The organism is Bradyrhizobium sp. USDA 3256, assembly GCF_054058275.1.
Genome location: NZ_JBSSAE010000002.1, coordinates 6974494 through 6987747, shown reverse-complemented (window position 1 = coordinate 6987747; position 13254 = coordinate 6974494). Strand labels below are relative to the sequence as shown.

The 13254-nt window shown below is 65.0% G+C and carries 15 protein-coding genes; all 15 read left to right on the top strand.

The genetic code is table 11. The annotated features are described in order from the left end of the window. Positions 1 to 124 precede the first annotated feature (124 nt). The 15 genes from urtB to ACVWY5_RS34895 all read left to right on the top strand — a co-directional run bounded on the left by urtB (position 125) and on the right by ACVWY5_RS34895 (position 13205). Entirely contained in the window at positions 125 to 1723 is a 1599-nt protein-coding gene (gene urtB, locus ACVWY5_RS34965; RefSeq protein WP_431017594.1) for an urea ABC transporter permease subunit UrtB, read from the top strand. Continuing rightward, positions 1720 to 2883: an urea ABC transporter permease subunit UrtC gene (gene urtC / locus ACVWY5_RS34960; protein ID WP_028334685.1), complete on the top strand. Its 1164-nt coding sequence runs from the start codon at positions 1720 to 1722 to the stop codon at positions 2881 to 2883. The genes urtB and urtC overlap by 4 nt, the downstream gene beginning before the upstream one ends. Positions 2884 to 2887: 4 nt before the next feature. Beyond that, on the top strand, positions 2888 to 3649 hold the full coding sequence (urtD, locus tag ACVWY5_RS34955; RefSeq protein ID WP_016842654.1) for an urea ABC transporter ATP-binding protein UrtD: 762 nt from the start codon (positions 2888 to 2890) through the stop codon (positions 3647 to 3649). A gap of 4 nt (positions 3650 to 3653) precedes the next feature. Then, positions 3654 to 4349: an urea ABC transporter ATP-binding subunit UrtE gene (gene urtE, locus ACVWY5_RS34950; protein ID WP_018269603.1), complete on the top strand. Its 696-nt coding sequence runs from the start codon at positions 3654 to 3656 to the stop codon at positions 4347 to 4349. 49 nt (positions 4350 to 4398) lie between these two features. Further along, a complete protein-coding gene (locus ACVWY5_RS34945) occupies positions 4399 to 5235 on the top strand; it encodes an urease accessory protein UreD (RefSeq protein ID WP_028334686.1) in 837 nt (278 codons plus the stop codon). 29 nt (positions 5236 to 5264) lie between these two features. Further along, entirely contained in the window at positions 5265 to 5567 is a 303-nt protein-coding gene (locus tag ACVWY5_RS34940; protein WP_028334687.1) for an urease subunit gamma, read from the top strand. A gap of 112 nt (positions 5568 to 5679) precedes the next feature. Beyond that, a complete protein-coding gene (locus tag ACVWY5_RS34935) occupies positions 5680 to 5985 on the top strand; it encodes an urease subunit beta (protein WP_028334688.1) in 306 nt (101 codons plus the stop codon). A gap of 4 nt (positions 5986 to 5989) precedes the next feature. Then, entirely contained in the window at positions 5990 to 6544 is a 555-nt protein-coding gene (locus tag ACVWY5_RS34930) for an HD domain-containing protein (protein ID WP_028334689.1), read from the top strand. A gap of 1 nt (position 6545) precedes the next feature. After that, positions 6546 to 8261, top strand: coding sequence for an urease subunit alpha (ureC, locus tag ACVWY5_RS34925; RefSeq protein WP_028334690.1), 1716 nt, complete (start codon positions 6546 to 6548; stop codon positions 8259 to 8261). Between the two features lie 105 nt (positions 8262 to 8366). Beyond that, on the top strand, positions 8367 to 8666 hold the full coding sequence (locus ACVWY5_RS34920; RefSeq protein ID WP_024581875.1) for a putative quinol monooxygenase: 300 nt from the start codon (positions 8367 to 8369) through the stop codon (positions 8664 to 8666). Positions 8667 to 8690: 24 nt separating this feature from the next. Further along, positions 8691 to 8990 carry a putative quinol monooxygenase gene (locus ACVWY5_RS34915; protein WP_028334691.1) on the top strand — a complete coding sequence of 100 codons (300 nt, stop codon included), beginning with the start codon at positions 8691 to 8693 and terminating at the stop codon, positions 8988 to 8990. Between the two features lie 7 nt (positions 8991 to 8997). Then, positions 8998 to 9615 (top strand): urease accessory protein UreE, encoded by a 618-nt coding sequence (locus tag ACVWY5_RS34910; RefSeq protein ID WP_080667107.1) that lies wholly within the window; start codon positions 8998 to 9000, stop codon positions 9613 to 9615. Further along, entirely contained in the window at positions 9596 to 10333 is a 738-nt protein-coding gene (locus tag ACVWY5_RS34905; RefSeq protein WP_028334694.1) for an urease accessory protein UreF, read from the top strand. Before ACVWY5_RS34910 ends, ACVWY5_RS34905 begins: the two co-directional genes overlap by 20 nt. A gap of 152 nt (positions 10334 to 10485) precedes the next feature. Next, positions 10486 to 11124, top strand: coding sequence for an urease accessory protein UreG (gene ureG, locus ACVWY5_RS34900; RefSeq protein ID WP_028334695.1), 639 nt, complete (start codon positions 10486 to 10488; stop codon positions 11122 to 11124). A 419-nt stretch (positions 11125 to 11543) separates the two neighbouring features. Then, positions 11544 to 13205 (top strand): HWE histidine kinase domain-containing protein, encoded by a 1662-nt coding sequence (locus tag ACVWY5_RS34895; RefSeq protein ID WP_028334696.1) that lies wholly within the window; start codon positions 11544 to 11546, stop codon positions 13203 to 13205. Positions 13206 to 13254 lie beyond the last annotated feature (49 nt).

Here is a 13254-nt window from a genome sequence, read left to right as displayed (position 1 = left end):
AGGCTCCTGAGCTCCTGACCTGAACAACGACACAACACAACCATCCAAGAACCTGGAGAAGGCGGCACAGCTCGCCGCCTTCTCCTCACACTCCTGCCGGGGTACTGACGTGTTCGCCAATTGTATTGATCGTTTTCGTGCGCTGTTTCTCTCGATCCTGCTGCTGAGCTGCCTGACAGTGCCGGCGCTGGCCGGTCCGTTCGAGGATTCGGTCGCCAAATTCGCCAATGACGAGTTCTCCGACACCGAGGCGGCGATCGGCGAGGTCGCCGCATCGGGCAATGCGCTGGCCTCGCCCATCATCAGCGCGCTGCAGGACGGCCGGCTCTCGGCCGATCCCGACAGCAAGAAGGTCTTCATCACGCGGACCGACGGCAAGATTGTCGACGCCACCACGGGGACTGCCGTCGACAAGCTGCCCGACAACGCCGCCGCCGTCCGCCTCAACAACCGCCTGCGCCGCACCGTGGAGGCCGCGCTCGGCGGCCTGACGCTGCTGTCGCCGGACCCGGCCAAGCGGCTCGCCGCCGCGCAGTCGGTGTTCAAGAGCCACGAGGAGAATGTGCTGCCGACGGTGGAGAGCGCGCTCGCCAAGGAGAGCGTCAAGTCGGTCAAGCAGGCCTTCGCCGAGGCGCGCGCCGCCATCATCCTGTTCAAGTCGGACGCATCCGACAGCGACAAGCTCGACGCCGTCGCTGTGGTCAAGGCGCGCGGCGATCAGGAGGCGCTGGCGCTGCTTACCGCCCTCGGCGCCGACCAGCCGCCGCTGGTCGCCAACGCGGCCGCAAGCGCGGTGTCCTCGATCCAGAGCAATCTGGCGATGTGGTCGATGGTGCAGAATGCGTGGTACGGCGTGTCACTCGGCTCGGTGCTGCTGCTCGCCGCGATCGGGCTTGCCATCACCTTCGGCGTGATGGGCGTCATCAACATGGCGCATGGCGAGATGGTGATGCTCGGGGCCTACACCACCTTCGTGGTGCAGGAGGTGATCCGCAGCCGCTATCCTGCGCTGTTCGACTACTCGCTGCTGATCGCGGTGCCGCTCGCCTTCCTGGTCGCCGGCCTGATCGGTGTGCTGATCGAGCGCACCATCATCCGCTTCCTCTACGGCCGTCCGCTGGAGACGCTGCTCGCGACCTGGGGCCTGTCCCTGGTGTTGCAGCAGGCGGTGCGCACCGCGTTCGGTCCGACCAACCGCGAGGTCGGCAACCCCTCCTGGATGAGCGGTGCCTTCGAGCTCGGCCAGATCACCATCACCTATAACCGGCTGTGGATCCTCTGCTTCACGCTCGCGGTGTTTGCCATCCTGCTGGCGATGCTGCGCTACACCGCACTCGGCCTCGAGATGCGCGCAGTGACGCAGAACCGCCGCATGGCGGCCTCGATGGGGATCGCCACCTCGCGCGTCGACGCGCTGACCTTCGGCCTCGGCTCGGGCATCGCCGGCATTGCCGGCGTGGCGCTGTCGCAGATCGACAATGTCAGCCCGAATCTCGGCCAGAGCTACATCATCGACAGCTTCATGGTCGTGGTGTTCGGCGGCGTCGGCAATCTCTGGGGCACGCTGGTCGGCGCCTTCACGCTCGGCATCGCCAACAAGTTCCTCGAGCCTGTCGCGGGCGCGGTGCTCGGTAAGATCGCGATCCTGGTGCTCATCATCCTGTTCATCCAGAAGCGGCCGCGCGGCCTGTTCGCGCTCAAGGGGCGGGCGGTAGAAGCATGACGCCGCACATCCTCACCCGTTCGCTCGATCGCGCGGCGACCGCGTTCGTCCTGATCGTCGCCGCGATCGGCGTGCTGATCCCGCTGTCGAACCTGCTGCTGCCGCAGGGTTCGATGTTCCAGGTGCCGACCTATCTGGTGGCGCTGTGGGGCAAATATGTCTGCTACGCCATCCTCGCGCTCTCGATCGATCTGATCTGGGGCTATTGCGGCATCCTCTCGCTCGGCCACGGGGCGTTCTTCGCGCTCGGCGGCTACGCGATGGGCATGTACCTGATGCGCCAGATCGGCAGCCGTGGCGTCTACGGCAACCCGATCCTGCCCGACTTCATGGTGTTCCTGAATTGGAGCAAGCTGCCCTGGTACTGGTACGGCTTCGACAAGTTCTGGTTCGCGGCGCTGATGGTGCTGCTGGTGCCGGGTCTGCTCGCCTTCTGCTTCGGCTGGCTTGCCTTCCGCTCGCGCGTCACCGGCGTGTATCTGTCGATCATCACGCAGGCGATGACCTATGCGCTACTGCTGGCGTTCTTCCGCAACGATTTCGGCTTCGGCGGCAACAACGGGCTGACCGATTTCAAGGACATCCTCGGCTTCAACGTGCAGGCCGAAGGCACCCGCGCGGCGCTGTTCCTGCTGAGCTGCCTGGCGCTGATCATCGCGTTCCTGATCTGCCGCGCGATCGTCACCTCGAAGCTCGGCAAGGTCCTGATCGCGGTGCGTGACGCCGAAAGCCGGACCCGGTTCCTCGGTTATCGCGTCGAATCCTACAAGCTGTTCGTGTTCACGCTGTCGGCCTGCATGGCAGGCGTCGCCGGTGCGCTGTACGTGCCGCAGGTCGGCATCATCAATCCGAGCGAGTTCGCGCCCGCCAACTCGATCGAGGCGGTGATCTGGGTCGCGGTCGGCGGCCGCGGCACGCTAGTCGGCGCGGCGCTCGGCGCCGTCGTCGTCAACTATGCCAAGACGTTCTTCACCTCGGGGCCGCTCGCACCGTACTGGCTGTTCATGCTGGGCGCGCTGTTCATCCTGGTCACGTTGCTGCTGCCCAAGGGCATCGTCGGCACCTTCAACAGCTGGTGGGAGAAGGCACGGCACAGCTCTCCCGACGCCGACAGCGCCGCGCGCGAAGACGGCATCGGCGCACCGAACGCGGCGGAGTAGGCAGATGAACGTCATGGATACCCGCGCCACCTCGGCCATGCTCTACCTCGACGGCGTGCACGTCTCGTTCGACGGCTTCCATGCCATCAACAATCTGTCGCTGGCGCTCGAGCCCGGCGAGATGCGTGCCATCATCGGCCCGAACGGCGCCGGGAAGACCACGATGATGGACATCATCACCGGCAAGACCAAGCCGGACGAGGGCACCGTGCTGTTCGACGGCACCGTCGACCTGACCCGGCTCGACGAGACCCGTATCGCCGAGCTCGGCATCGGCCGCAAATTCCAGAAGCCGACGGTGTTCGAGAGCCAGACCGTGCAGGACAATCTGCTGCTCGCGCTCAATGTCGATCATTCCGTGCGCGGCACGCTGTTCTGGCGCGGCAGCAAGGCCGAGTCCGAGCGCATCGACAAGGTGCTCGAGACCATCCGCCTGACCGATGCGCGCAACCGCCTCGCCGGCAGCCTGTCGCACGGCCAGAAGCAGTGGCTCGAAATCGGCATGTTGCTGGCGCAGGACCCCAAGGTGCTGCTGGTCGACGAGCCGGTCGCCGGCATGACCGATGTCGAGACCCATCTGACCGCGGAGCTCCTGAAGGAGATCAACAGGAATCACACCATCATGGTGGTCGAGCACGACATGACCTTCGTGCGCGAGCTCGGCGTCAAGGTGACGTGCCTGCATGAGGGCTCGGTGCTCGCCGAAGGTTCGATCGACCAGGTGTCGTCGAACGAGCGGGTGGTCGAAGTGTATCTGGGGCGCTAGCGCGATGCTGAAGATCGACAACATCAATCTCTATTACGGTGCGGCGCAGGCGCTGCGCGGCGTGTCGCTGACCGCCGAGCCCGGCAAGGTCACCTGCGTGCTCGGCCGCAACGGCGTCGGCAAGACCTCGCTGCTCCGCGCCATGGTCGGCCAATATCCGATCGCGTCGGGCACTATCAATTTCGACGGCAAGGACATCACCGCGCTAAAGCCCTATGAGCGGGCGCGTCGCGGCATCGGCTTCGTGCCGCAGGGCCGCGAGATCTTTCCGTTGCTGACGGTGGAAGAGAACCTCAAGACCGGCTTCGGTCCGCTCAAGCGCGAAGACCGCAACATTCCCGACGACGTGTTCTCGCTGTTTCCGGTGCTGGAGACCATGCTGGGCCGCCGCGGCGGCGATCTTTCCGGTGGCCAGCAGCAGCAGCTCGCGATCGGCCGCGCGTTGGTGATGCGGCCAAAGCTCCTGCTGCTCGACGAGCCGACCGAGGGCATCCAGCCCTCGATCATCAAGGATATCGGCCGCGCCATCTCCTATCTGCGAAACCTCGGCAACATCGCCATCGTGCTGGTCGAACAGTATCTCGACTTTGCCTGCGAACTCGGCGACAGTTTTGCCGTGATGGACCGGGGTGCGGTGAAATATGCCTGCGACCGCGCAAGCCTCGATCCCGCCGAGATCAGCCGCCAGATGGCGCTGTGAACAGGATGTGACGCCGCCTGTTGTGGCGCGCGAAGGGAGCGTCGGGGGAATGCGGACCGGGATCGCAGGCGCGGCAGCGGCAACGTTTGCGGCAAACCGCGCCCAGGGTGCGGTCCGGTTCGGCGTGCATCTCAAGGATGGCGCCACCCGCCGCGGCGACCTGCATGAGTCCGGCTCGCTGCGGGTTCGTTTTCCATCGCCGGAGGACGAAGGCCTGTCGGCCATGTTCGTCAACACCGCCGGCGGGATTGCCGGCGGCGATCGTTTTGACATCGCGATCTCAGCCGGCGAGGGCGCTCGCCTGACGCTGACCACGGCAGCTGCGGAGAAGGTTTACCGCGCGCCGGCAGCGGCGGCCCGGCTCGACATCGCGTTGAAGGTTGCCCATGGTGCGCATCTCTCCTGGCTGCCACAGGAGACCATCCTGTTCGACCGCGCCCGTATCCACCGCACGTTTGACATTGATCTCGCGGAAGGCGCCTCGCTCCTGCTCTGCGAGATCGTGGTGTTCGGCCGCGCCGCGATGGGCGAGACCATGCGCCATGGCGAATTCGTCGATCGCTGGCGGATGCGCCGTGGCGGCAGGCTGGTGTTTGCCGAGACCGTCAGGCTCGATGGCGAGATCGGCGAGAAGCTCGCACGGCCCGCGATCGCGGGCGGCGGCGCTGCGATCGGCACGGCGCTGATCGCGCCTGGCGACGAGGCGCTGGTCGAACGCATCCGCGAGGCGTCGGAGGGCTTCGGCGGTGAGGTCGGCATGTCCGCCTGGAATGGCTTTGCAATGGCACGCTTCTGTGCCCAAGATGCGGCCCGGTTGCGCGCCGACATGATGACGGTGCTCGGCCGCGCCTCCGCCGTGCCGCTGCCGCGGCTGTGGCTCAACTAGACCTCTCAAAGAACGATCAGAGTGCTCGCATGAATTTGTCTCCCCGCGAAAAGGACAAGCTCCTGGTATCGATGGCGGCCATGGTGGCGCGGCGCCGGCTCGAGCGCGGCGTCAAGCTGAACCATCCTGAAGCCGTCGCGTTGATCACCGACTTCATCGTCGAGGGCGCGCGCGACGGCCGCACCGTCGCAGAGCTGATGCAGGCCGGCGCCAAGGTCCTGACCCGCGCGCAGGTGATGGATGGCATCCCGGAGATGATCCACGACATCCAGGTCGAGGCGACATTCCCCGACGGCACCAAGCTCGTCACCGTGCACGAGCCGATCCGCTAGCCATGAGCGTCATTCCGGGGCGGCCGGAACGGCCGAGCCCGGAATCCAGAGATTGTTGATCGAGATTCCGGGTCCGATGCTGCGCATTGCCCCGGAATGACAGGAGAGACGAATGATCCCCGGCGAACTCTTCATCAAGGACGGCGAGATCGAGCTCAATGCCGGCCGCAAGACCGTGACGCTCTCGGTCGCGAACACCGGCGACCGTCCGATCCAGGTCGGCTCGCACTACCACTTCTTCGAAACCAACCCCGCGCTGAAATTCGACCGCAAGAAGGCTCGCGGCATGCGCCTCGACATCGCCGCCGGCACCGCCGTCCGCTTCGAACCGGGCCAGACCCGCGACGTCCAGCTCGTCGCACTCGCCGGCAAGCGCGTGATCTACGGCTTTCGCGCCGAGGTGAAGGGGAAGTTGTAGCGCCATGCTTCCCGCTGTCCGCATGGTCTCCGAAGCTGCCGAGCTTGCCGCGCACCGTCATAATGGGATGGCGCGCAAGGGGCGGGGGAGTGAGCCTTACATCAACCATCTCGCCGAGGTCGCGAACCTGCTCGCGCAGGTGACCGATGGCGCCGATGCCGAACTGGTGGTAGCAGGCTGGCTTCACGACACCCTCGAGGACACCGAGACCACGCGCGAGGAGCTCGCGCAGAAGTTCACCGCGCGCGTTGCCTCGCTGGTGGTCGAGTGCACCGATGACATGAGCCTGCCAAAGCCTGCCCGCCGGCAAAAGCAGATCGAGGATGCACCGCACAAATCTCCCGGTGCAAAGCTGATCAAGATCGCCGACAAGATCAGCAATATCGGCGCGCGGATCGTGCCGCACCCAAGCAAGGACGAGCGCGACGATCTCGCCGACTATGCGACCTGGGCCGACAAGGTCGTTGCTGGTTGCCGGGGCATCAATCCGCGGCTCGACCGCATTTTCGACGACACGATTGCGCGCGCCAAGGCCGCGCTGGCTGAAACTGGGGGCTGACATGTCCGTGAAGATCAAGCGTTCCGTCTATGCCGACATGTTCGGCCCGACCACTGGCGACAGGGTTCGGCTCGCCGACACCGATCTGATCATCGAGGTCGAGAAGGATCTCACCACCTATGGCGAGGAGGTGAAGTTTGGCGGCGGCAAGGTGATCCGCGACGGCATGGGGCAGTCGCAGGTGACCAACGCGCAAGGCGCCGCCGATACTGTCATCACCAACGCACTGATCGTCGATCACTGGGGCATCGTCAAGGCCGACGTCGCGATCAAGGAGGGCATGATCGCCGCGATCGGCAAGGCCGGCAATCCGGACATCCAGCCCAATGTCACCATCGTCATCGGTCCCGGTACCGACGTGATCGCCGGCGAGGGCAAGATCCTCACCGCCGGCGGCTTCGATAGCCACATCCATTTCATCTGCCCGCAGCAGATCGAGCACGCGCTGATGTCTGGCGTCACCTCGATGCTCGGCGGCGGCACCGGCCCCTCGCACGGCACCTTCGCCACCACCTGCACGCCCGGCCCGTGGCATATGGGGCGGATGATCCAGGCGTTCGACGCCTTCCCGGTCAACCTCGGAATTTCCGGCAAGGGCAACGCGTCGCGTCCGGCGGCGCTGGTCGAGATGATCAAGGGGGGCGCCTGCGCGCTGAAGCTGCACGAGGACTGGGGCACCACGCCGTCGGCGATCGACACTTGCCTTTCCGTGGCCGACGATTACGACGTCCAGGTGATGCTGCATTCGGACACGCTGAACGAGTCCGGCTTCGTCGAGGACACGGTGAAGGCTTTCAAGGGCCGCACCATCCATGCCTTCCACACCGAAGGCGCCGGCGGCGGCCACGCACCGGATATCATCAAGATTGCCGGGCTGAAGAACGTGCTGCCGTCCTCCACCAATCCGACCCGGCCGTTCACCCGCAACACCATCGACGAGCATCTCGACATGCTGATGGTGTGCCATCATCTCGATCCGTCAATCGCCGAAGACCTCGCCTTCGCCGAGAGCCGGATCCGCAAGGAGACCATCGCTGCCGAGGACATCCTGCACGACCTCGGCGCGCTCTCGATGATGTCGTCGGACTCGCAGGCGATGGGCCGGTTGGGTGAGGTCATCATCCGCACCTGGCAGACCGCCGACAAGATGAAGAAGCAACGCGGGTCGCTGCCGCAGGACAAGGGCAACGACAACGACAATTTCCGCGTCAAGCGCTACATCGCCAAATACACCATCAACCCCGCGATCGCGCACGGCGTGTCGAAGCTGATCGGTTCAGTGGAGAAGGGCAAGCTCGCCGACCTCGTGCTGTGGTCGCCGGCGTTTTTCGGCGTCAAGCCGGATTGCATCATCAAGGGCGGCTCGATCGTGGCGGCGCCGATGGGCGATCCCAATGCCTCGATCCCGACGCCGCAGCCGGTGCATTACCAGCCGATGTTCGCGGCCTTCGGCAAATCGCTGACTGCATCCTCGGTGGTGTTCACCTCGAAGGCCGCGGTCACCGGCGGTCTCGCCCGCAAGCTCGGCATCAGCAAGAAGCTCTACGCGGTGCAGAACACCCGCGGCAAGATCTCGAAGAAGAGCATGATCCACAACGACGCGACGCCTGAGATCGAGGTCGATCCCGAGACCTATGAGGTACGCGCAGACGGCGAGCTCCTGACCTGCGCGCCGGCCGAGGTGCTGCCCATGGCACAGCGCTATTTTATGTTCTAGAACCGGTAACCAGAGCGTTTTCGAGCGAAGTGGATTTCCGGTTCGCGGAAAGAAAGCGCGTCGAAACAAGACTCGAGATAAAAGAGAAAACCGGGAGGAATTTCCGTGATTTACGTCGTTGCTACGCTGACCATCAAGCCCGAGACCCGCGCCGAATTCATCGCCGCGGCGACGGCCTGCATCAAGGAAACCCGCAAGGAGCCCGGCAACATCGCCTACGATCTGCATGAGAGCGTCACCGACCACAGCAAGATGGTGTTCGTCGAGCAGTGGGAGAACGCGGAGGCCCTGGTGCCGCATCGCACCGCCGAGCACATGAAGACGTTCGGCCGGGTCGCGGTGAAATGCATGGCCGCGCCGCCGAAGATCGAGGTGATCACGCCCGAGAAGGTCGACGTCCGTTAACGAGAAAAAGAAGGGAGATAATCCATGATCTATGTCATCGCCACCACGCCGATGAAGCCGGAGAACAAGGACGACTTCATCAAGGGGCACAAGGCCTGCACGGTCGAGACCCGCAAGGAGAAGGGCTGCATCTCCTACGACGGCAATGTCAGCGTCAACGATCCCAACCTCTATGTGGTGGTCGAGCGCTGGGCGAGCCGCGAGGACCTCAACGCCCATGCCAGGGCGCCGCACATGAAGGTATGGCGCGAATATTCCGCTAACATGAAGACCGGGCCGACGGTGATCGAGATCATCAGCGACGCCAAGGTCGAGAAGCTCTGAGGCATCGATGATCCGCGCCACCAAGGTCCTGGGACAGCATCGCTGGACGGAAGCGCCAGCCGACACTGTCGTACTCGATTTCGACGACCGGCACCGGCGGCGGATGGTGATATCAGGGACGCGCGGGCTCGAATTCCTGCTCGATCTCGAAAACGCCGTCGCGCTGCGCGGCGGCGATGCGCTGGTGCTGGAGGACGGCCGTCTCGTCGAGGTGGTCGCAGCTCCCGAGCCGCTGGCGGAAATCCGCGGCAGCGATCCGCATCATCTGATCCGGGTCGCCTGGCATCTCGGCAACCGTCATCTGCCGACCCAGATCATGCCGAAGGGATTGCGCATCCGCAGGGATCACGTGATCGAGGCGATGGTGAAGGGGTTAGGGGCCCGCGTCATCGAGATCGATGCACCGTTCGATCCCGAGGGCGGCGCCTACGCCGAGCATGCGCATGCCGACGAGCGCGCGCATGGTCACACCGGGCACGATCATGCCCACAACCATGCGCATGATCACGGTCACCACCATGGCCATGATCATGGGTCCGACCACGATCACCACCATCATCATGATGAGCATTGCGAGCATGCTCATCATCACCACGACCACTCCCATGCTCATGACCACAAATGAGCCTGATCCCGCCGCGATGCGCGGCGGGATGGCGGAGGACGAGACGGCCGCGCTGTACCGGCTGATGACATGGCTGTCGCCGTCGTTTCCGGTGGGGGCGTTCGCCTATTCCAGTGGCATCGAATGGGCGGTCGAGGTCGGCGACATCACGGATGCCGCGTCGCTGCGCTATTGGCTCGCCGCGATGCTTTCCGACGGCAGCGGATTTTGCGACGCCGTGTTTCTCGCGCAGAGTTTTCGCGCGGCGTCCGAGCATAATCCTGCCGGGCTGAAGGAGATCGCCGAACTTGCCGCGGCCTTCGTGCCGTCGCGCGAGCGGCAGCTCGAGACCACGGCGCAGGGGCGCGCCTTCATCGAGATTGCCCGTGCCGCGTGGAATTCGCCCGGCCTCGATGCGATGATTGCGGCTTGCGACGGCCCTGTTGTCTACCCCGTCGCGGTCGGCATCGTCAGCGCTGCACACGGCATTCGGCTTGCGCCGGCGCTGCACGCCTTCCTGCATGCAGTGACCTCGAACTGGATTTCCGCGGGCAGCCGGCTGATCCCGCTCGGGCAGACCGACAGTCAGCGCGTGCTGGCCGATCTCGAGCCGGTCGTGGCAGCGACCGCGGCGCGGGCCGATGCGGCCTCGCTCGACGATCTCGGCGGCGCGACCTTTCGCGCCGATCTCGCAAGCCTGCGTCACGAGACGCAATACACGAGGCTGTTCCGGTCATGATGGTCTCACCGTCGTCCCGGCGAAAGCCGGGACCCATAACCACCGGTCTCTGTGGCTATGCAAGACTGCGGCCCCAGCTTCGCGCAACAATTCAATTCGGTGGTAATGGGTCCCGGCTTTCGCCGGGACGACGATAACGGAGAGCGTGTCACATGCCCACTTCCCACGGCCCACTTCGTGTCGGCGTCGGCGGTCCGGTCGGCTCCGGCAAGACCGCGCTGATGGACCTGCTCTGCAAGTCGATGCGCGAGCGCTACGACATCGCCGCGATCACCAACGACATCTACACCAAATGGGATGCCGAGTTTCTGGTGCGCTCCGGCTCGCTGACGCCGGACCGCATCGCCGGTGTCGAGACCGGCGGCTGTCCGCATACTGCGATCCGCGAGGACGCTTCGATGAATCTCGCCGCGGTCGCCGACATGCGGGCAAAATTCCCCGACCTCGATCTGGTGCTGATCGAATCCGGCGGCGACAATCTGGCGGCGACCTTCTCGCCGGAATTGGCCGATCTGACGATCTACGTCATCGACGTTGCCGCCGGCGACAAGATCCCCTCCAAGGGCGGCCCCGGCATCACGCGATCCGACCTCCTGGTGATCAACAAGATCGATCTTGCACCCCATGTCGGTGCGTCACTCGAGAAGATGGACACCGACGCCAGGCGGATGCGCGGCGAGCGGCCCTTCGTGATGACCAACCTGAAGAAGAGCGACGGCCTCGATCGCATCATCAGCTTCATCGAGACCAAGGGCGGCCTTCGGTCGCAGGGCAAGGTCAAGGCAGGTTAGGTCGGTTAGGCGTTAATCATTGTGGCAGGCCACTAGCGCCGATCCTGTCTTCCCGAGGCGCGAGCAGAGCGAGCCTCGAACGATGAACGGCCACCGGCCGGGCCGTTCATCCTTCGAGACGCGCGTACCGCGCTCCTCAGGGTGACGGTCGATGAGAGGGGGCGCGCACCTCGCCGCAAAAAAGCTGCGCAATCGCCGGAACAATTTCCAACTTTGCCGATTAGCAACCTTTGGCGCCGCCAAAGACCGCCGGGTGGCGTCGTCGTTAATGTTGCCGACCGGCTCCTGTTGCGGACCGATGATCGCTATTCCATATTCCTTTGCGGCGGGCCTTCATCGCATCCTGATTTGTCGCCGCCCTTGCAGAAGCCAGATGACTTCCGTCCCCTTTCGCCACCCCCTGATTGCCGAGTAAGCGTGTGGTTCGACTGGGCTTCATCGTTGCCTTGATTGCGCTGATCGGAGTTCTGCTCTCCGGTCTTGCCGCCTATCGGGTGCACGATCAGGAGCTCGCGATCGACGGCATCGCGCTGGCGCGGGCGATCGACGTCCATGCCAGCCTGGTGCAGGACCGCCTGACCGAGCGCGAGCTGCTGGCGCGGGTCGCCTCGGGGCTGTTCCGGGCGCCGTCGATGGTGAAGGCCAACATGCTGCAGCCGCTGCGCTCGGCGATCTACGCCTTCAAGACGGATTTCGTCGTCGCCGCCTGGATCGCGCGGCTCAAGCCGGACGAGCTGGCCGCGGCGGAGGCCGAGCTGAAGGCCAACGGCTTCACCAATCCGACCATCCGGGATTTCGACGACCAGGCGCTCGACCTCAAGGCGCTCGACAAGCCGATCAACGTGCTGATGGACGTCGAGCCGCGCAATCCGGAGACCTTGAGCATTCCGGGCCGCGCCTTCGACCGCCATTCGGTGGTGGGCCCGATGCTGGCGCGGGCGATGGCCAACGCCAAGCCGGTGGCCTCCGATCCGGTGCCGCTGTTGCGGCAGAACGGCCCGGTCGGGGTCGTGCTCGCCGCGCCGGTGTTCCAGGAGGGCGCGTCCGAGCCGGCGGGCTTCATCACCTTCTCCTACGAGCTGTCGTCGCTGATGCTGACCAACGACGACAGCTCGCTGTTCGCGGTGGCGCTGAAGGATCCGCGCGACTCCAACGACGAGTTCACCGCCAACGAGCAGGGCATCGTCACCTCGCGCGCGGTGCGCCAGGATGGCCCGCTGCCGTCGATGGTGCGCACGGTGACGTTCGGCGGCCGTGACTGGTCGCTCGACTATTACGCCAAGAGCAACGCCACGGTGCGTGCGCAGCAGACCGCGACCATCGTCGCGGCGATCGGCCTCGCGTTGACCGGCATCGTCTGCGGCCTGTTCGGCTATGTCGCCTACAACAATCTGCGGCTCAGCCGCGAGATCGAGGTCCGCATCGGCTTCGAGCGCCGGTTGACCGCCGTGATCGACGAGCTCAACCATCGCGTCAAGAACATCCTCGCGGTGATCCAGTCGATCGTGACCCGCACGCTGCGGCACGGCGCCGATATCGATGTCGCGCGCGAGCTCTTGATCGGGCGCATCCACGCGATGTCGAACGTCGTCACGCTGCTCAGCGAGAGCCAGTGGCAGGGCGTCAAGCTGAAGGGCCTGTTCGAATCGCGCGCGATCCCGCATGCCGACCGGATCGCGGTGAACGGTCCCGACATCACGGTCAGCGCCCGCGCCGCCCAATCGCTGTCGCTGCTGTTCTTCGAGCTCGCCTCGCATTCCGACGAAGGGCTGTCGCTGGTCGGCAAGCACCCGCACATCGTCGCCAATTGGGAGGTCGTCGGCGAGGATCCGGACTCGGTCTTTCATTTCCGCTGGGAAGAGTTCAACACCAGCCAGGCGACGCGGCGAGCCGACAGTGATTTCGGCCTGATCCTACTCGACCGCGTCGCGCCCGAGGCGCTCGGCGGCACCGCGAAGCGCTACTTCACCGACGTCTCCTATGTCTATGAACTGACCGCGCCGATGGACACCGTCGTCGACATGACCGAGCGCGACCGCACCGAGCAGTTCTCCGCGCCGCTGCGCCCGGTGAAGAAGTAGCGGCTGCCTCAGGTTGTGTGATCGGACCGCCGCGCGGATTGATCGAAAT